Raw genomic sequence first — 20,343 nt, 5'->3', positions numbered from 1 at the left:
ATTTTACCGGTTTAGTAAAAAACCATTTTAACGAAAAGTAATATTTAACGCATAAAAAAAGCCTTCCAGAATTGGAAGGCTTTTGTATAATATAAAACAGCTATTATTTTTTAGCGTGTTTAGCGTATTTAGTTTTGAATTTATCAATACGTCCTGCAGTATCGATAAGTTTAGATTTACCAGTATAAAAAGGGTGAGATGTTCTAGAAATCTCCATTTTTACAACTGGATACTCAACTCCGTCAACTTCAATTGTTTCTTTTGTATCTGCAGTAGATTTAGTGATAAAAACGTCATCATTAGACATGTCTTTAAATGCAACTAATCTGTAATTTTCTGGGTGAACTCCTTTTTTCATCTTGTCTTTTTATTTATTGTTAATAGAGCATCTTCATTTTGAAGCTTTTTCATGGTTAGAAAAAGGTATAAACAAACAATACTCTTTTTTGTTTAAAAATTTAATTATTTTTGAGTGTGCAAATTTACAATTCTTTTTTAATAAACAAACAGTTAGCTTACTTTTTTTTAGTTTATTTCGAAAAGCTTTTTTTATATCCGATTATAGTGGGAATTACTATATTTGTGGATTAATTTTAAACCTATTAAAATATGATTAATGAAGTTATAAAAAAGAACGGCGTTACTTACGGAATCATCTTAGGAATTATTCTGGCATTAATTACAGCAACTATCTATGCCGTAGATTTAAAATTATTTGTTTCAGGCTGGATTGGCGGTTTAACTTTTGTTATTTATGTAGTAATTGGAATCGTATTACTTACTAAAACAAAAAAAGACATCAATGGTTTTTTCTCTTTCAAAGACGCTTTTACAACCTTCTTTATAACTACAATAATTGCTCTTGCAATTTCTACTTTGTTCAGCATCCTATTATTTAATGTAATTGATCCTGAAGCAAAAACAACTATAAGCGAATTATTGGTTAAATACATGGCTGAAACATTACAGAAATTTGGAACTCCAGCCGCTAAAATAAACGAAGCATTAGCTAAAATGAAAGAAAATAATCCTTTCTCAACTGTTGAACAATTAAAAGCTCTTATTTTCAGCATTATTGGCTATTCAATCTTAGGATTAATTTTAGCAGCATTTTTTAAAAGCAAATCTACACAAGAATAAAAATATAAATGAATTTATCTATACTTATACCGCTTCTAAACGAGGAGGAATCACTTAAAGAACTCTACACATGGATCATTAAAGTGATGCAGTCTAACAATTACTCTTATGAAATCATTTTTGTAGATGATGGTAGTACAGATAATTCTTGGCAGATTATTGAAAGTTTCTCTAACGAAAACCCTAGTGTAAAAGGGATTCGTTTCATGAAAAACTTTGGAAAATCTCAGGCTTTACATGCTGGTTTTGCAAAAGCAAAAGGTGATGTTATTATTACCATGGATGCTGACTTGCAAGACAGCCCAGACGAAATTCCTGAATTGTATGAAATGATTATAAATCAGAAATACGATTTGGTTTCTGGATGGAAAAAGAAACGTTACGATTCTGTTGTGGCCAAAAATCTTCCTTCAAAATTATTTAACTGGGCGGCTAGAAAAACTTCTGGCGTTGAGCTAAACGATTTTAACTGCGGATTGAAAGCCTACAAAAATGTCGTGGTAAAAAACATTGAAGTTTCTGGCGAAATGCACCGCTATATTCCTGTTTTGGCTAAAAATGCTGGATTTGGAAAAATTGGCGAAAAAGTAGTCATTCACCAAGCTAGAAAATATGGTGAAACAAAATTCGGAATGGAACGTTTTATAAACGGTTTCTTGGATTTGATTACGATTTGGTTTTTATCAAGATTCGGAAAAAGACCTATGCACTTATTTGGCGCAATGGGTTCTCTAATGTTTATTATCGGATTTTTATCTGCCGGATACATTGGTGTTTCCAAACTATACCACATGTATACTGGAATGAAATATACTTTGGTTACCAACAATCCGTGGTTTTACATTGCTTTAACCACTATGATTCTTGGTACTCAATTATTTTTAGCAGGTTTCTTAGGCGAAATTATCTTAAGAACTAAAAGCAATGAAGCACGTTACAAAGTAGCCCGAGAGGTTAATTTTTAACGAAGCGCCCTAGCCCTGATGGGAACGGCATCCTTTTGTGGTGGGGTTCACCACAAAAGATATAGTGGACAGCAGGATTAGCTCCTGAAAAAGGCCTTATCTTTAATTAAAACTTAAAAAAAACATATGAACATTGCACCAAATATATTAAACGCTGTAAACGAATGGTTGACACCAACATTCGATCAAGAAACGCAAGCTGCTGTTAAGGAATTAATGACAACTTCTCCTAAAGAACTTGAAGAAAGTTTTTACAAGAACCTAGAGTTTGGAACTGGAGGAATGCGCGGTGTTATGGGAATCGGAAATAACCGAATCAATAAATATACGCTTGGAAAAAATACTCAGGGATTATCTGATTACATGCATCAAGTTTTTCCAAACGAACCTTTAAAAGTAGCTATTGCTTACGACTGTCGCCATAATAGCAACACTTTGGCAAAAGTGGTAGCTGATGTTTTCTCGGCAAACGGAATTCAAGTGTATTTGTTTTCTGATTTAAGGCCAACTCCAGAATTATCTTTTGCACTTAAATATTTAAAATGCCAGTGCGGAATTGTTTTAACAGCTTCTCACAATCCACCAGAATATAACGGCTACAAAGTTTACTGGCAAGATGGTGGGCAAATTGTTCCGCCTCAAGACAAAGAAATTGTCAATGTAATTGAAAGTTTGGGTTACGATAAAATCAAATTCAATGCAAACGAAGATTTGATTGAATACATTGATACTGAAATAGACAAAGCATTTATAAAATCGTCTATTGAAAATGCAAGTTTTAATACTCCAGCTGAAGCTAAAGACAACCTTCATATCGTTTTTACTTCATTGCACGGAACTTCTATAAAATCAATTCCAGATACTTTATCGCAAGCTGGATACAAAAATGTTCATATTGTTCCTGAACAGGCTATTCCAGATGGAAATTTTCCAACAGTAAAATCTCCGAACCCAGAAGAACCAGAAGCGTTAACAATGGCTTTGGCTCTAGCAGATAAAACAAATTCTGACATTGTAGTGGGTACAGATCCTGACTGCGACCGTTTGGGAGTTGCTGTTCGCAACAACGATGGTAAAATGATTTTATTGAACGGAAATCAGACTATGGTTTTAATGACTTCTTTCTTATTGAAACAATGGAAAAAAGCAGGTAAACTAAACGGAAAACAATTCGTAGGTTCAACAATCGTTTCTACTCCAATGATGATGGAATTGGCAACAAGTTATGGTGTTGAATGCAAAGTAGGATTGACTGGTTTTAAATGGATCGCAAAAATGATCAAAGATTTTCCTGAGCTTGAATTTATCGGTGGTGGTGAAGAAAGTTTCGGATTTATGGTTGGCGATGCCGTTAGAGACAAAGATGCTGTTGCTGCTACCTTATTAATATGCGAAGTTGCTGCTCAAGCTAAAGCTGCAGGAAGCTCTGTTTATAAAGAACTTTTACAGCTTTATGTTGAAAATGGTTTCTACAAAGAATTCTTAGTTTCGCTGACTAAAAAAGGAATGGAAGGTTTACAAGAAATCAACCAAATGATGATTGATTTACGCGAGAATCCTTTGAAAGAAATCAACGGACAAAGAGTTATTATGGTTGAGGATTACCAATCGTCTATTGCTTTAAATTTATTAGACGGTTCAGAATCGACAATGGAAATCCCAAAATCGAATGTATTGATTTATTATACAGAAGACGGATCAAAAATTTGCGCTAGACCTAGTGGAACGGAACCTAAAATTAAATTCTACATTAGTGTAAATGCTGAAATCGCATCGGTTTCTGATTTTGATGAAGCAGAGAAATTCTTAGATAGCAAAATACAAAATATCATTGCAGACATGCAGTTAAACTAAACCTGCATTTCTCAATTACACAATTTTGCAAATTGCATGCAGAATTAACAAGTTCGATATCTTTGAACTCTGGTTTACAATCTTGAAAGTAAATCAGAGTTTTTTTTATAAAAAAAACTAAAAAGAAATTGAAAACACCTCAATTGGATTAATTTTGTGCATTGAAAATTACATGCTCAAAATAAATACTAAAACCCAAAAGAGCTGACCAACCAAAAGAAAATAACATCAAGAAAAATAAATGAGTAATTTCAAAAAAATAGTTCCTTTTATATATCCGTATAAAAAATACGCATTCTTAAATATCTTTTTCAATGTTTTGTATGCGCTTTTCAGCACACTTTCGTTTGTTGCTTTAATACCAATGCTTCAGGTTTTATTTGAAAAAGGAAAAAGAGTAGAAATAGAGCCAGTTTACGAAGGCATTTTTAAAATAAAAGAATATGCCGAAGATTACCTGGCTTACTACATTACCACCGCACAAAAAAACCATGAACCTGGTTATGTTTTATCGGTAATGGTCGCTATTATCATTTCGATCTTTTTACTTAAAAACTTAGCCGATTATTTGGCGATGTTTTTTATTAATTTCCTTAGAAATGGAGTATTAAAGGATATGCGAAATGCTTTGTACAAAAAAACACTAGAACTCCCTTTGGCCTTTTATTCTGAAAAAAGAAAAGGAGACGTAATTTCTAGAATTTCAGCTGACGTAAACGAGGTTCAAAACTCTTTCTTAGCCATCTTGGAACTTATTGTAAAAGAACCTTTAACGATTATCTTTACCATAACCACAATGCTTATCATTAGCGCTAAGCTAACTTTGTTTGTTTTCATTTTTATTCCTGTTTCTGGATATATTATTTCATTGATTGGAAAACAGCTTAAAAAACAATCAACCAAAGCCCAAGAAGAGCAAGGAAGATTCCTTTCTACGATCGAAGAAACAATTGGCGGATTGAAAGTTGTAAAAGGATATAATTCTGAAAATTACTTTAATAAAGTTTTTCAAAACTCGACAGAGCGTTTTTTCACTTTATCAAATAGTATTGGAAACCGCCAAAACTTAGCTTCTCCAGCAAGTGAATTTATGGGAATTACCGTAATTGCTATTTTACTTTGGTACGGCGGTCAGATGGTTTTGATTGACAAAACACTAGAAGGCGCTGCGTTTATTGCTTACATGGGATTAGCTTACAACATTCTAACTCCTGCAAAAGCAATTTCTAAAGCTTCTTATGGAGTAAAAAGAGGAAATGCCGCAGCAGAACGTGTACTTGAAATTTTAGAACAAGAAAATACTATCGTTTCTAAAGAAAATGCTGTTGAAAAAACTTCTTTTGATGATAATATCACTGTTCAAAATGTAAACTTCAAATACGAAGAAGAAACAGTTTTAAAAGATTTTTCTCTTCAAATAAAAAAGGGACAAACTGTTGCTCTTGTAGGACAATCTGGAAGCGGAAAAAGTACAATTGCAAATTTATTGACTCGCTTTTACGATGTTAACGATGGTTCGATTTCTATTGACGGCATCAACATTAAAGACATGAACCTGCAATCACTTCGTAGCTTAATGGGATTGGTAACACAAGACAGTATCTTATTCAATGATACCATTAAAGCAAATATCGCTTTAGGAAAATTGGACGCTACTGATGACGAGATTATCGAAGCGCTTAAAATTGCGAATGCTTTTGAGTTTGTAAAGGATCTTCCGCAAGGAATCTACACAAATATAGGCGACAGCGGAAACAAGCTTTCTGGAGGTCAAAAACAGCGTTTATCTATTGCTCGTGCCGTATTGAAAAACCCTCCGATTATGATTCTGGATGAAGCAACATCGGCTTTGGATACAGAAAGCGAAAAATTTGTTCAGGTAGCATTAGAAAACATGATGCAGAACAGAACGTCGATTGTAATTGCACACCGACTTTCGACTATTCAGAAAGCAGATGTGATTGTCGTAATGCAAAAAGGAAAAATCGTTGAACAAGGAACTCATGAAGAATTAATTGCCCACAACGGAACTTACAATAAACTGGTAACCATGCAGTCTTTCGAATCGTAAGAACACATCAAACACCAGATTAATTTACACAGATTAAGGAAATATTAAAACTCAGTTTAATTTCTTTAATCTGTGTTTATTTTTATAACTTTAGGTTGATTAAGAACAAATCTTGTAACTCTACCAAAAATGTATCTTAAAAACCCCAACATAAAACTTCCAGATGACTCTGATACTATTGTGTGGAAATATCTTGATTTATCTAAATTTCTAGACCTTTTACTTTCTAAAAAACTATTCATGTCGCGCTCTGACAAGTTTGAAGATCAGTACGAAGGCACTTTTAGCGAACCGACTTACGAAGAAATTAAAAAGCTAGCGGCAGATAACCCTGAATTTTTAAATTACTACAAAACACATCGCGAAAAAGTAGCCATAAGCAGCTGGCACATCAATGAATATGAATCTTTTGCCATGTGGCAGATTTTTACCAAAAACAACGAAGGCTTAGCTATTCAATCTACAATTGGAAGGTTGCAAAAAGCAGTAAAACCAGAAAACAATTTCGACCAGTTTATTGGCGAAGTAAATTACATCGATTATAAAAAAGAATATATTCCGTTTGATGATTTATTCTTTCCGTTTTTATTTAAAAGAAAAAGTTTTCAATACGAGAGGGAAGTCCGAATTCTGAGTGATACTTCCAAAAGCGATATTAAATTAAACGACGGCTTAAAGATCAACGTCGACATTAATCAATTGATCGAAAAAATCTACATTCACCCAAAATCTGAAAACTGGTACAAAAAACTGGTAATAGAATTGGTTGAACGTTTAGGATTTGGTTTCGAAATCGAAAAATCAGATCTTGAAAGCGATATATTGATTTAAAGATGCTAAGGTGCTGAGATGCTAAGATTCTAAGTTTTTTTCTTGCCACAGATTAAAGGATTACAAAGATTTTTTCCCCGTTTCTGATTTGATTATGTTCCGTAGGAATATTTCATCGGTAGAAAAAATTATATTGTTTTGGTTAATTACGTTCCGTAGGAACGTTTGATTTTTGGTATATTTTTTTTTAAAACAATGCAACGCATCAAACGTTCCTACGGAACGTAAATCGATTTGTCATCATTTTTTTTCTACCGACCAGACATTCCTACGGAATGACGGCTTGATGTATCAAAATAAAAAACGCTGTTTTCATTAATAAAAGCAATTTAAAAAAGAGAGGCTGTTTCAACTTATTGAAACAGCCTCTCTTTTTATAAATCTTTTTAATCCTTTAATCTGTGGCAAAAAAACTTAGAATCTTAGCATCTCAGAACCTTAGCACCTTAGATAGGCTTATAACTCTTCACTTCCCATTTTTTAGAAGCCAAATCTATATAATTGTAGTGCAGAACATCATTTTTATCAAACTGTCCGTTTTGGTTCGTGTCTTCGATTGTTCTAAAGTACAAACGGTTTTTAGATTCAATTAAACTCCAATCTACCAACTCTTGAAGATCTGCTGAAACTTTTGTAAAATTTTCTCCACTGATATCACTTAAGTACAAAGTTTTAATATCGCTTGTATCAATTTTTCCGTCTTTATTAGTATCTGAATCTGTTAATGTATAAACCATAACATTATTATGCGTTTTATCTGCAACGGTTTTCAGAAAAGTAGCTGTTAAAATTAGAACTGGTTTATCTGATAAAGGTCGGATAGAATCTGAATCTACTTTTTGGAATTTTAAATTCTGAAGATATCCTGTAATTTCATATTCTCCTAAATTAGAAATCGTAAAACTTACATCATTAACGCTCGAAGAACCAAATCTTGCCTTAGATCCTCTTTCAAAAACTCTTAAATCTCCAACTGGATGAATTAAATAATTGGTTCCTTCCAATTGAATTGGCAAATCGGCGATTTCAATCTGGGTTGTATCGGTTTTAGTAATGCTCACTTTATTTGAAGCACCGTAACTTACTTTTGGTTTTTGAACTTCTTCTCGGCAGCTTATGACTGTTCCGATAAGTATAAGGGCGATATATTTAAAATACTTTTTCATCTACAATGATTATATACGATTATCAAATATACTATTTTTGATTGTATTTTTGAGTTTTATTGAATTTTATAACCGATCACGAAGCTAGATTAAAGCCTCGCATTAATTTTAACGTTAAAAACCCTCGAAGTCATATAATTTGGAATTGCATATTGATTTTTCGAATACACATCACGAACCCAAGTATTTGTAATAGCATTTTGATTATTAAAGAGATTAAAAATTTCTAACCCCAAAGACAATTCTTTAAAGTTTTTTAGCCAGCCCGTTTTTGTGTTCTGCGTACTGCTGTCTACAAAAACTTTTGCAAAACCAATATCTGCTCTTCTATAATCATTCAATCTATTTTGATACAAGTATGGATCTGTGTAAGCTGGCGCACCACCTGGCAAGCCTGTATTGTAGACTAAATTTAAATATACTTTCACACTTGGAATGTTGGGCATATAATCCTGAAACAACATCGCAAGCTTTAATCTCTGATCCGTCGGACGGGCAATATATCCTTTGTTTTCATAATTTTCTTCCGTTTTCATGTATCCAAAACTCATCCAAGATTCGGTTCCTGGTACAAATTCGCCGTTTAATCTAAAATCTAAACCTTGCGCATATGCTTTTGCATTGTTATTGGCAACATAACGAATACGAACATTATCAATAGAATATACGTTTACATCTGAAAGTGATTTATAATAAAGTTCCGTTACCCATTTAAAGGGGCGATTCCACATTTTAAAATTATAGTCGTTACCCAAAACAACATGAATCGCTTTTTGCGCTTTTACATTTGGGTTTACAACTCCTTCCAGATCTCGAAGTTCTCTATAAAATGGCGGCTGATGATACAATCCTCCAGAAATTCTAAAAACCATATCGCGATCCCAATCTGGTTTTATTGCAAATTGCGCACGCGGACTTACTACAAATTGTGTTTTTCCTTCTTCTATTGCTCCCAAAACATTCCATCCTTGAAAACGCGCTCCTAAATGATACCAAATCTGACTTGAACCAATTTCTGATTGTTTGTTCCACTGCGCATAACCAGAAAATCTATTTATGGTATTAAAATTTGTAGCACGAATATCTTGATACGGCAAAAGCGGCCCAGTATAAGGAGTATAGGGTTGATTATTTTTTGGAAGAATAAGCAAAGGCGGATTTATAGAAAATCCAGCAGAATCGATTACCTCCCATTCTACTACTCGATCTCGAATAGATTCTCTAGTATATTTTAAACCAAATTCTAACTGGCTTTCTTTCCAGTTCTGAATTCCTTTCAATTCAATATTTGCAATTAAGGCATCCAAATCGTTACGGGCATGATTTAGCTGAGAACCAATTCCGCGCGTAAAATCAACAGCTGAAGCATTTTCTGGATCTTCAGCGTTCACACTTCCTAAACGATATTGCGCTAAAATATCAAAATGCTCCTTTTCTGTAGTATGAAATAAAGAACCAATTAATTTTAAAGTAAGTGTAGAAGATGCTTTGTAAGTAGTTTTCAGAGCCCCAAAATAAGTATCGTATTGATCTTTTTCTTGCCCGTCATAATATACTGAAAGTGCCATTGGCTGGTCTGCTGTACCAAAATTAGTTTGGCGCACCAAAGGTTCATATGAATATTTATTTTGAGAAATATTTCCTAAAAAGCTCATTTGCCATTTTTCAGAAATATCATAATTGATATTCGTTTGAATGTCAGCAAAAGTCGGTTTGTAATTCGTCTCTGTATCTTGGCTATTTACTAAAAGGCTATTATTTCTATAACGCACTCCAGTTACCGCTGACCATTTTTTGTTTTTAGATACTAAATCGACTGCGGCACCTCCTCCTAGAAAACTGGCTTCAAAAGCAGCACCAAATTCAGTTGGCTTGCGATAAGTAATATCTAAAACCGAAGACAATTTATCTCCAAACTTCGCCTGAAATCCGCCAGCAGAAAATTCAACATTCTGAACCAAATCTGTATTCGTAAAACTCAAACCTTCTTGCTGTCCCGAACGAATTAAAAACGGACGATAAACTTCTACTTCATTCACATAAACTAGATTTTCATCATAATTCCCGCCTCGCACCATATATTGCGAACTTAACTCATTGTTTGAATTAACACCCGGAAGCGTTTTCAAAATATTTTCGATTCCGGCATTTGCGCCTGGAATTTTCTTTATGGTTTCCGTATCAACAGAGGTAATCCCTTGAACTCGCTTTCTATTTCCAGAAGAAACAAAAACCTCTCCCATTTGCTCCTCAGAATTATTCATAATCGGATTAAAAACAAAAACTTCATTTGTTTTCAAACTAACAGTTAAACTCATCATTTTTAACGAAACGTGAGTAAAAATCAAAGAAACTTTTTTGTTTGAAGGAATTATGATTTCATAAAACCCATTCGAATCTGAATGAACAAAAGTATTCTGCCAAGAGACATTCACACCCGAAACAGGATGTTTCTCTGCATCTAAAATCAGCCCTTTAATATGGGCGTTTTGAGCTAATGCAATACAGCTGAAAAATAAAAAGAGAAAAGCGAATGTAAACCTATTTTGACTCAAAGATTTGGGGTTTTATTTTTTTTGACTTCTGAAAAAACGAGTTTCAAAGATAGTAGTATTTCCTACATTATCAACTACCTCAATTTTTAAAACGTTTTCTCCTTCTGCCAAATACTGATCATCAAAAGTATGAGTAATTCTTCTGGCTTTATTTTCGTATTCAAACAAAACCCAACTTCCGTTTAAATATCCATTATAAGACTTAATTCCCGACAAAGCATCGCCTATTGTAAAGTCAATTTTCTTTTGATCGCTAATCCATTTTCCTTCAACTGGTTTTGCAATTTTTATCACTGGCCCAATTGTATCCAAAACCAAACCATATGCACCTAATATTTTTGCCTTGGCAGTAAAAACGTCTCCTTTTCTAATGGTTCCATTATAACTTGTTCCTTTACCAATATACAGCTTGTCTCGCAATGATTCTGGATAAGTATCGTCTTTTATAGTAATTGTAAAATTAGAATGCACCGGAACCGTATCGTCATGAATAAAAACTTTGTTATTTCTAACATCAAAATTCATATTAAAATCATCATAGAAAGTTCCAGCTGGAAAGAAAACCGACATATTATCTTTCTCAAAGTTGGCATCTCTGTTATACTTAATAAAATATTTTCCGTTAACCGGCTCCGCTTCTACAAGTGGTGTTGCAGCATCAAACTCAATTGGAACGGTCACCGAATTCATGTTTCCAAAATAATCAGAAACTTCGATTTTGTAATTTGAAGTTAAATTAGGTTCTGCTTTTACAATACCACGAAGAGAATCTGTTTTTATAATACTTAAAGCAAAAGGCGTTTTCATAAAAAGCTTTTGCACACGCTGTCCAGATTTTTTATAACGAGAATAATCTATCAGAGCATTGATGTAACGCATTTCATCAAAAGAATAGGTATTAAATTGATAATTATAATTCTGATTTCCGTTTAAAAAAGTTGAAACATTAAAAACGCCATTTTTGTTATGCGAGACATCATCTGTATCTACCGCATTAATTCCGAAACCTATTTTTCCGTTAGCTTTTACTTTAGAAGCTAAATAAGTTCCATCTTTTTGAAGCACCATATTAACCAACAAAGGCTGTTTTGAAAGATTTACAGTACCATTATCCAAAGGATAAGCATATAAACTTGACAAAGTAGGCTTTTTGGTATCTTTTAAATTTTGATCAAAACCAAAGAATATCGGATTGATGACAAACTCCGTTTTAGTATCTCTTATTTCAAAATGAAGATGCGGACCTTCAGACGAACCTGTATTTCCAGAAAGGCCAATTATATCTCCTTTTGCAACAGGAAGTTCACCTGGCTTTGGAAACATTTCAATTTCATACGCCTTTTCTTTGTAATGTGTTTTTTTTACATAATCCAAAATGGCACCAGTTGGTGTTTGCAAATGTCCATAAACAGAAGTATAACCATTTGGATGCGTGATGTAAATGCATTTTCCATTTCCAAAAGTCGAAATTTTGATTCTCGAAACATATCCATCAGCAATAGCATGCACAGTTAACCCTTCTCTCTGATTGGTTTTCAAATCAAAACCAGCATGAAAATGATTAGGCCTTAACTCTCCAAAATTACCCGAAAGTTGCATCGGAATATCTAATGGAGGACGAAAATAGTCTTTAGGATATTGCGTTTGAGCAAATATAAAATTACAAATCAAAAGGGTAAAGGCAGAAAATCTCATAAGCAACATTTTTGCTAAGATAAAGAAAAATAGACCAATAAAAGCAAGAAAAAACTTATAATTATACAATTAATTGAATTACATATATTTATCTATTTTAATGTAAAAAAATCGATAAAAAATTGCATTAATAAAAAGGAATATTAACTTTGTAGGATTAAGTAATGAATAGGATGTATAATGAGTGTAATTGCAGAAATAATTGATACTCTTGAATATAAAGCCCAAAAGCTTTTTGAGAAATCAAAAGGTTTGGAGCAAAACAATCAAGTATTACGATTAGAATTAGCCAAAGCTGCGCAAATTATCCAGAAACAATCTGAGGAAATGGAAGCTTTGAAAAAGCAAAATGAAACACTTAAAATAGCCAATTCGTTACTTGGCAGCGACAATAACAAGAGAGAGACAAAGCTTAAAATAAATTCATTAATTCGCGAAATTGATTACTGTATAGCACAACTATCAGATTAATAATATGGACGGAAAGCTTAGAATTAAAATATCAATTGCAGACCGCGTTTATCCGCTTACGGTTGAGCCTAGTCAGGAAGAAGGACTTAGAAGTGCTTCTAAAAAAATTGATGCTATGATAAAGCAGTTCGAAGAAAATTACGCGGTTCGTGACAAACAAGATGTTCTAGCCATGTGTGCATTACAATTTGCATCGCAAGTAGAACAAAAACAAATTGACAACGCAATCGATGGAGAAGAGACTATCGAAAGAATTAAAAGATTAAATTCGCTTTTAGATCAATATCTCGAAAAATAAACGTTCTTTACAGAAACTAAGATACTGCCTACATTAGTTCACAATTGGTAAACTCAACACTAACAATTTAGAATGAGCAAATCGTCGCTACTATAGTATGCCCTCCATTTGGCTGGGAAACTTGAACAGTGAGTTAGCTCAAAACTTGTCTTTACGAGTTTATACAAGCAATTAATGTAGGCTTTTTTTATATATAAACCCTAACAAACATGGACATCATAACGATCATCATTGGTATTGTAGGTATTGCAGCAGGTTTTGCAATAGCTAAAATTATCGAGAAAAGTAATATTTCAAACCTAATTAAAAACGCTAAAAAAGAAGCAGCTTCAATCTTAAAAGACGCTAATTTGGAAGCTGAAAATATCAAAAAAGATAAAATTCTTCAAGCAAAAGAACGTTTTATCGAATTGAAATCAGAACACGAACAAGTTATTTTAGCAAGAGACAAAAAAGTTGCTGAAGTAGAAAAACGTGTACGCGATAAAGAATCTCAAGTTTCTAACGAACTTTCTAAAGCTAAAAAAGTTAACGACGACTTTGAGGCTAAAACTGCCGAATACAACAACAAAATTGAGGTTTTAGACAAAAAACAAGCTGAAGTTGACAAACTTCATAAAAGTCAATTACAGCAATTAGAAGTAATTTCTGGTCTTTCTGCTGAAGAAGCAAAAGAGCAATTGGTAGAAGGTTTAAAAGCTGAAGCTAAAACGAAAGCAATGTCTCATATTCAAGAAACTATTGAAGAGGCAAAATTAACTGCACAGCAAGAAGCTAAAAAAATCATCATCAACACTATTCAAAGAGTGGGAACTGAAGAAGCAGTTGAAAACTGTGTTTCTGTTTTCAACATTGAATCTGACGATGTAAAAGGACGTATTATTGGTCGTGAAGGACGTAACATTAGAGCTCTTGAAGCTGCAACTGGAGTTGAAATCATTGTTGATGATACACCAGAAGCTATCATTCTTTCTTGTTTTGATCCTGTTCGTAGAGAAATTGCTCGTTTATCTTTACACAAATTGGTAACTGACGGACGTATTCACCCAGCACGTATCGAAGAAGTTGTAGCTAAAACAGCCAAACAAATTGATGACGAAATTATTGAAGTTGGAAAACGTACCGTAATCGACTTAGGAATTCACGGTTTACACCCAGAATTAATTAAAGTGGTGGGTAGAATGAAATACCGTTCTTCTTACGGACAAAACTTATTACAACACTCAAGAGAGGTTTCTAAACTTTGCGGTATCATGGCTGCAGAATTAGGATTAAACGTAAAACTAGCTAAAAGAGCTGGTTTATTACACGATATCGGAAAAGTGCCAGATACAGAAAGTGATTTACCACACGCCCTTTTAGGTATGCAATGGGCTGAGAAATATGGTGAGAAGGAAGAGGTTTGCAATGCAATCGGAGCTCACCACGATGAGATTGAAATGAAATCTTTGTTATCTCCAATTATTCAAGTTTGTGATGCCATTTCTGGAGCTAGACCAGGTGCAAGACGTCAGGTTCTTGATTCTTACATCCAGCGTCTTAAAGATCTTGAAGATGTAGCTTACGGATTCAGCGGTGTTAAAAATGCTTATGCAATTCAAGCTGGTAGAGAACTTCGTGTAATTGTAGAAAGTGAAAAAGTTTCTGACGACAATGCAGCAAACTTATCTTTTGAAATTTCACAAAAAATTCAAACAGAAATGACATATCCTGGACAAGTAAAAGTTACAGTTATTAGGGAAACAAGAGCTGTAAATATTGCTAAATAATCTTAGGAACATATATAAAAAATAAAGGCTGTCAATTGACAGCCTTTATTTTTATATCTCTATTTAAGTTTTACATATCATTAAAAACGATTTTAAAACTGGTACCCACTCCTACTTCACTTTCTACTTCAACCGTTCCTTTCATAGCCTCAATTTGATTTCTTGTAATATACAACCCGATACCTCGAGCTTCTTCGTGTTTATGAAAGGTTTTATACATTCCGAATATTAAATCGCCATAAACCTTTAAATCGATTCCTAGACCATTATCTGAAATCTTAAGCGATTTAAAGCCTTCTGGCTCTATTGCAAAATCAAAAGTAATTATCGGATCACGATCCGGATGTGCATATTTAATTGCATTTGTTGTAAAATTCAGCAAAACACTTTCCATATACGCCGGATTAAAATTTATCGTAAGATACTTCGGAACGTTGTTTATTATCGTTACTTTTCGTTGTTTATCATAACCTTTAATAGTCGAAATTGTCTTCTCGATATACTCACAAAGCTTTAACGGAACTACTGCAATATTAATATTGCTTTGCGTTTTTACAATTTGGGTAAGATTTGAAATAGTCTCATTGAGATCGTTGGAAACAGCTCGCAAGTATTCCAGCATTTCAGCTACAGTTTGCTTACTAACATCAGCATCGATAAGATCTAAAATCGATTTTATGTTCCCGGCCTGTGTATTTAAATTGTGCGAAACAATATGCGAAAAATTCAATAAACGACTGTTTTGATCGCTATACAATTTCATCGTTTTTAAAAGTTCCAGCTCTTTTTCTTTTTGCGCCGACACATCTGTATGGGTTCCAATTACACGTAGAGGCTTTCCATTTTCATCCCGTTTAATCACTTTTCCCCGATCCAAAATCCATTTGTAATTTCCACTGGAAGTCATTACACGATGATAATTTTCATAAAACGGAATCTTATTATCAAAATGTTCATGAATATCGGAGTAATATTTTGGTAGATCATCAGGATGAACGATTTTATCCCAACGTTCTGGATCATCAAAAATATCGGTAGATTCCAGTTCTAAAATTTTAAGAGACAAGGAGGAATAAAAAACACTATTAGTAACCATATCCCAGTCCCAAATTCCAACCGTAGAAGCATCCAGAGCAAATTGAAAACGTTCTTCAGAAATCTTAAGTTTCTCTTCTTTATCTTTCAATTCCGTAATATCCGAAACATGTCCATAGAAAATTACATTTCCATTTGCAGAAGATTCTGTTTTAGAAGAAACCCTAAACCAACGCATTCCTTTTTTTGGAAGAACAGCTCTAAACTCAATTTCCCAAGGTTTTATTTCTTTTCTAGCTTTGACTAAAGACTGAAAAAAAAGCTCGCGATCCTGTGGTAGAATTCGATCGTAAACTATAAACTTCATGTCATTATTAAAATCCACTGCTGAAAGTTCAAATATTTCATCGGCCGATTTACTTACAAGTGGAAAGGTGTAATTATTATCAGCATCACTAACAAACTGAAAAAGCAGGTCGGGCATTTCGGCCAACAATTTTTTATAAAAATTATTTACCTCCAAGCAATCGTCATTTCCATATAAATCAAAAACCATATACTACTTTTTTATGTAAATAAGATATTGAGAACTTATGCGAGAGAAGCAAAACAAAACATCATATTTTGCTATATTTAATTCCTTTTAACGCAAATTTTTAACACAATATATAAATTTTCAAAACAAAAAACGCACAATACGATAAAAAATTATTTTCTCGGATGAAAACTATGCATAACCTCTTTTAAAAAACTGCGATCCAGATGAACATAAATTTCTGTTGTTGTAATAGATTCATGCCCTAACATTAATTGAATTGATCTCAAATCTGCACCATTTTCAAGCAGATGTGTAGCAAAAGAATGGCGTAATGTATGCGGACTTATATTCTTCTTCAACCCCATTTTTTGTGCAAGATCTTTAATGATAGTAAAGACCATCGCACGTGTTAACTGATTTCCTCTTCTATTCAAAAATAAAGTATCTTCTGCTCCTTTTTTTATATTGAGATTACAACGAATTGCATTTCTATAAATATCAATATATTTCTGAGTTAATGATCCTATCGGAACAAACCTTTCCTTGTTTCCTTTACCCGTAATTTTAATAAAACCTTCATCAAAAAACAGATCTGATATTTTTAGCGAAATCAACTCAGAAACACGAAGTCCACAGCCATAAAGAGTTTCCAGCATGGCGCGGTTTCGCTCGCCTTCGTTGGTGCTTAAATCGATGTTTTCAATCAAAGCGTCAATTTCCTGAAGCGATAAAGTATCGGGTAATTTACGGCCTGTTTTTGGGGCTTCAATTAATTCTAAAGGATTATCATTTCGATAATCTTCAAAAACCAGATAATTGAAGAAACTTTTGAGTCCAGAAATTATCCTTGCCTGCGATCTCGGATTTACTTCTTTAGCGACCGAATAAATAAATTGCTGTAATGTTTCATCTGAAATTTTTATTGGCGAAACATCTATTTGATTGGTTTCTAAAAAAAGGCACAAACGTTCGATATCAAAGCCGTAGTTCTCAATCGTATTTTTAGACAAACCTCTCTCAATCCTCAAATACGACTGATAATCTTTTATGTATCTGCTCCAATTCATATTTACAAAGTAAGTAATTTTTTGGCATAAAAAAACCTTCCTGTTTAAGGAAGGCTTTTGAAATATTTTGAAATTCAGATTAGAATTTATAAGCAGCAGTTATAGCTAAAACACTGTTTTTTGGGCTATCATAATACTCATCCCAAGTGTCAGCATCATTATCTGCAATATTAGATAACCCCACAGTATAACGAGCGCCAACTGAAAAATTATCTGTAAAGTTATATCCAACTCCAAAATTAAACCCAGTATCAACAGATTTAAAACCATCTTTAACATCTTCTCCTTCGCTTTTCGCAGAAACTAAAAATCCTAATTGTGGTCCAGCTTCAACGGTAAATTGTTTAGTAACGTAAAATTTAGCTAAAACAGGAACATTAATATAGTTTAATTTAGTATCAAAATCTCTATTGCCAAATTCAAGTTTAGCACCTTGAGTAGAAAACAAAAGCTCTGGCTGAATAGACAATCTCTCGATAACTTTAATTTCAGCAAAACCTCCTATTTGAAAACCAACTAAAGAGTTCGCATCATAATAGTTACCACCAGCAAAACTTGTTATATTAAGACCTCCTTTTATTCCAAATCTTGTTTCCTGAGCATTTGAGAATGCAAAAGCCATAATTGCAATGGCAGATAAAATAATTTTTTTCATTTTAATTTGTTTTGGGTTAAATTAATCACATCAAATATAAAAATATTCTTCATAAATCTATATTAGGTTTTTAACAAATAAAATAGTAAATATTAGAGTAATTGTTAATTTTGAATTAAGCCAATTTAAAAATTAGAATTTCCATAATACAAAAAGCCTCTTCATTTTAGCGAAGAGGCTTTTAAAAAACACTTGATTAACTAAATACTTAGAAGTGTAAAGCGAAACCAACGTTGAATTGGAAAACATCTTTATAGTCATTCAAACCAATATTGTAACGTAGACCTGGTTCAACAGAAACATTTTTTCCAAGAAACCAAGCATAGCCACCTTGTAAACCAACAAAAGAAGGGTTTTCATCATAACCTTTTATACTAGCTCCAGTATAAGAAGCCTCTAAAGGAAATTTATTTAATAAATAATACTTTGCCCCTACTTTATAAGAAAATGCATTGTCACTGTGTCCAAAATCATTATAGCCAAGACCAACTTTAACTGCTAGATTATCAGCTACAAAATATCCTCCTTCTGCTCCTAATCCCCAAGTAGTTTCTCCATCAACACTCGATAATGAGAATCCTGTATTACCTACATTGGTAGCTCCAAAAGAAGTATTAGTTTCAATTAACCATTTTCCTTTTGCTGTTTGTTCTTGAGCATTTGCCCATCCGAAAGTCATTACTGCAATAGCAGCCAAAACAATTTTTTTCATAATTTTTAAAATATTATTTGATTAATATTCGACAAAACTAAGATTAGACTTACAAAAAATGCTCCGCGATAAGTTTAAAAAGTATTAGAATAAGACAAAAATAAAATCGATATAGACCAATTGAAAATCAAAGCTTTGAAAGAAGAAAAGAAGTTTTTCTAAATTGAAAAAACAGTTTGAGTGGGAATTTTAGTAATTATTTAATCAAAATTATAATGCAATAAAATGCTAAATATGTAGTTTTGAACTTTAAATAACATTTTAAAATACCAATTTTTAAAAACCTTTTTATGAAGAAAATACTTTTAGCAGCTGTTTTGTTTCTAGCAACATCAGCAGCAGTACAAGCACAATTACTAAAATTAGGAGTAAAAGCAGGGGTTAACTTTGCAAGCCAAACTGGAGATTTTCCAGATCAAATCGATAAAGAAGGAATCACTAGCTACCACGCTGGTTTAGTTGCAGAAGTAAAATTATTAGACAAGTTTTCTATTCAACCAGAGCTATTGTACTCTACTACAGGTGCATCTTATAAATTTAGCGATGTGAGTGAAGATGTTAAAAATGAACTAGGTTATATCGCTATTCCTGTAATGGCTAAATTTTACTTAAACAACACTTTCAGCTTAGAAGTTGGTCCGCAAGCTTCTTTCTTAGTAAGTGAAAGAAATGATTTCGATGTTAAAAATGGTGAAACATTCGAATTCGGTGTAAATGCAGGTTTAGGCGTTAAACTTACTGAAAACATCTTTTTACAAGGTCGTTATGGTTTAGGTTTGACAGAGGCTTCTAAAAATGCAGATATCAAAAACTCTGTATTCCAGATTTCTGCTGGATTCATGTTCTAAAAAATATATCACATACTTTTACAAAAACCGCTCTATTTATTAGTGCGGTTTTTTTATTTTTACACAGCTCAATGACAATTGCAAAAATCAATAGCAATGTCAATATCTCAAAACAAAACATACACATATGAAAATCTGCATTATCAACGGACCCAACTTGAATCTTTTAGGAAAACGTGAACCAGACGTTTACGGAAGCCAAACTTTTGAAGATTATTTTGAAACGTTGAAACAAAAATTCCCAAACATCGAACTTTCGTATTATCAAAGTAATATTGAAGGCGAATTAATTGGTAAAATTCAAGAATGCGGTTTTAGTTATGATGGAATTATTCTAAATGCAGGCGCATACACGCATACTTCTATTGGTTTGGGAGATGCGATGAAATCCGTTACAACTCCTGTAATAGAAGTTCATATTTCTAATACTTACGCTAGAGAAAGTTTTAGACATCAGTCGTATTTATCCGGAAATGCCAAAGGTGTTATTCTAGGATTTGGTTTAAAAAGTTACGAATTAGCGATTCAGTCATTTTTGTAATTTTTTTAAACAAATGTCATCCTAAGCGAAGTCGAAAGCTAATGGAAACCAGATGAGGCTTCGACTTGGCTCAGCCTGACAAACAAGTCAGTAGTTTCTTATCGAATTTAACAAATTATTAGTAACCTCATT

General features: G+C 33.1%; 18 protein-coding genes. 10 read left to right on the top strand and 8 right to left on the bottom strand.

Going from position 1 to position 20,343, the window contains the following annotated elements:
* Positions 1-103: 103 nt before the first annotated feature.
* Entirely contained in the window at positions 104-358 is a 255-nt protein-coding gene (locus SOM12_RS09295) for a type B 50S ribosomal protein L31 (RefSeq protein ID WP_007804523.1), read from the bottom strand.
* 251 nt (positions 359-609) lie between these two features.
* Here SOM12_RS09295 and SOM12_RS09290 point away from each other — a divergent pair, with 251 nt between their 5' ends.
* From SOM12_RS09290 to SOM12_RS09270, 5 genes are all read left to right on the top strand, one after another.
* Positions 610-1,140 carry a DUF4199 domain-containing protein gene (locus SOM12_RS09290; RefSeq protein WP_095929507.1) on the top strand — a complete coding sequence of 177 codons (531 nt, stop codon included), beginning with the start codon at positions 610-612 and terminating at the stop codon, positions 1,138-1,140.
* A gap of 8 nt (positions 1,141-1,148) precedes the next feature.
* Positions 1,149-2,105 (top strand): glycosyltransferase family 2 protein, encoded by a 957-nt coding sequence (locus tag SOM12_RS09285; protein ID WP_095929506.1) that lies wholly within the window; start codon positions 1,149-1,151, stop codon positions 2,103-2,105.
* A gap of 126 nt (positions 2,106-2,231) precedes the next feature.
* A complete protein-coding gene (locus tag SOM12_RS09280) occupies positions 2,232-3,959 on the top strand; it encodes a phospho-sugar mutase (RefSeq protein WP_320493169.1) in 1,728 nt (575 codons plus the stop codon).
* Between the two features lie 241 nt (positions 3,960-4,200).
* On the top strand, positions 4,201-6,030 hold the full coding sequence (locus SOM12_RS09275; protein WP_320493168.1) for an ABC transporter ATP-binding protein: 1,830 nt from the start codon (positions 4,201-4,203) through the stop codon (positions 6,028-6,030).
* A gap of 129 nt (positions 6,031-6,159) precedes the next feature.
* Positions 6,160-6,861, top strand: coding sequence for a hypothetical protein (locus SOM12_RS09270; RefSeq protein WP_095929503.1), 702 nt, complete (start codon positions 6,160-6,162; stop codon positions 6,859-6,861).
* Between the two features lie 446 nt (positions 6,862-7,307).
* Here SOM12_RS09270 and SOM12_RS09265 read toward each other — a convergent pair whose 3' ends face one another.
* The 3 genes from SOM12_RS09265 to SOM12_RS09255 form a co-directional block, all read right to left on the bottom strand.
* A complete protein-coding gene (locus SOM12_RS09265) occupies positions 7,308-8,027 on the bottom strand; it encodes a hypothetical protein (protein ID WP_320493167.1) in 720 nt (239 codons plus the stop codon).
* Between the two features lie 89 nt (positions 8,028-8,116).
* Positions 8,117-10,582 carry a carboxypeptidase-like regulatory domain-containing protein gene (locus SOM12_RS09260; RefSeq protein WP_320493166.1) on the bottom strand — a complete coding sequence of 822 codons (2,466 nt, stop codon included), beginning with the start codon at positions 10,580-10,582 and terminating at the stop codon, positions 8,117-8,119.
* Positions 10,583-10,594: 12 nt separating this feature from the next.
* Positions 10,595-12,277: a M23 family metallopeptidase gene (locus SOM12_RS09255; RefSeq protein ID WP_320493165.1), complete on the bottom strand. Its 1,683-nt coding sequence runs from the start codon at positions 12,275-12,277 to the stop codon at positions 10,595-10,597.
* A 180-nt stretch (positions 12,278-12,457) separates the two neighbouring features.
* Between SOM12_RS09255 and SOM12_RS09250 the strand changes: the two genes are divergently transcribed.
* The 3 genes from SOM12_RS09250 to rny all read left to right on the top strand — a co-directional run bounded on the left by SOM12_RS09250 (position 12,458) and on the right by rny (position 14,815).
* Positions 12,458-12,748 (top strand): hypothetical protein, encoded by a 291-nt coding sequence (locus SOM12_RS09250; RefSeq protein WP_095929500.1) that lies wholly within the window; start codon positions 12,458-12,460, stop codon positions 12,746-12,748.
* Between the two features lie 4 nt (positions 12,749-12,752).
* The gene (locus tag SOM12_RS09245) at positions 12,753-13,046 is read left to right on the top strand and encodes a cell division protein ZapA (RefSeq protein ID WP_250837260.1); all 294 of its coding nucleotides are present in this window, start codon (positions 12,753-12,755) and stop codon (positions 13,044-13,046) included.
* A 209-nt stretch (positions 13,047-13,255) separates the two neighbouring features.
* Entirely contained in the window at positions 13,256-14,815 is a 1,560-nt protein-coding gene (gene rny / locus SOM12_RS09240; protein ID WP_091497308.1) for a ribonuclease Y, read from the top strand.
* Positions 14,816-14,885: 70 nt separating this feature from the next.
* Here the strand turns inward: rny and SOM12_RS09235 are convergent, their stop codons facing one another.
* From SOM12_RS09235 to SOM12_RS09220, 4 genes are all read right to left on the bottom strand, one after another.
* The gene (locus SOM12_RS09235) at positions 14,886-16,406 is read right to left on the bottom strand and encodes a sensor histidine kinase (protein ID WP_320493164.1); all 1,521 of its coding nucleotides are present in this window, start codon (positions 16,404-16,406) and stop codon (positions 14,886-14,888) included.
* A 152-nt stretch (positions 16,407-16,558) separates the two neighbouring features.
* Positions 16,559-17,455: a site-specific tyrosine recombinase XerD gene (gene xerD, locus SOM12_RS09230; RefSeq protein WP_320493163.1), complete on the bottom strand. Its 897-nt coding sequence runs from the start codon at positions 17,453-17,455 to the stop codon at positions 16,559-16,561.
* 79 nt (positions 17,456-17,534) lie between these two features.
* A complete protein-coding gene (locus SOM12_RS09225; RefSeq protein WP_320493162.1) occupies positions 17,535-18,110 on the bottom strand; it encodes a porin family protein in 576 nt (191 codons plus the stop codon).
* A gap of 208 nt (positions 18,111-18,318) precedes the next feature.
* Positions 18,319-18,822 carry a hypothetical protein gene (locus SOM12_RS09220; RefSeq protein WP_320493161.1) on the bottom strand — a complete coding sequence of 168 codons (504 nt, stop codon included), beginning with the start codon at positions 18,820-18,822 and terminating at the stop codon, positions 18,319-18,321.
* A gap of 290 nt (positions 18,823-19,112) precedes the next feature.
* Here SOM12_RS09220 and SOM12_RS09215 point away from each other — a divergent pair, with 290 nt between their 5' ends.
* Positions 19,113-19,670, top strand: coding sequence for a porin family protein (locus tag SOM12_RS09215; RefSeq protein WP_095929494.1), 558 nt, complete (start codon positions 19,113-19,115; stop codon positions 19,668-19,670).
* A gap of 127 nt (positions 19,671-19,797) precedes the next feature.
* A complete protein-coding gene (gene aroQ / locus SOM12_RS09210) occupies positions 19,798-20,211 on the top strand; it encodes a type II 3-dehydroquinate dehydratase (RefSeq protein ID WP_320493160.1) in 414 nt (137 codons plus the stop codon).
* Positions 20,212-20,343 lie beyond the last annotated feature (132 nt).

Origin of the sequence: Flavobacterium sp. CFBP9031 (assembly GCF_034044945.1) — a bacterium.
Lineage (GTDB): Bacteria > Bacteroidota > Bacteroidia > Flavobacteriales > Flavobacteriaceae > Flavobacterium.
Note: the sequence above shows the minus strand (reverse complement) of the source record. Positions and strands in the feature narration are given on the sequence as shown.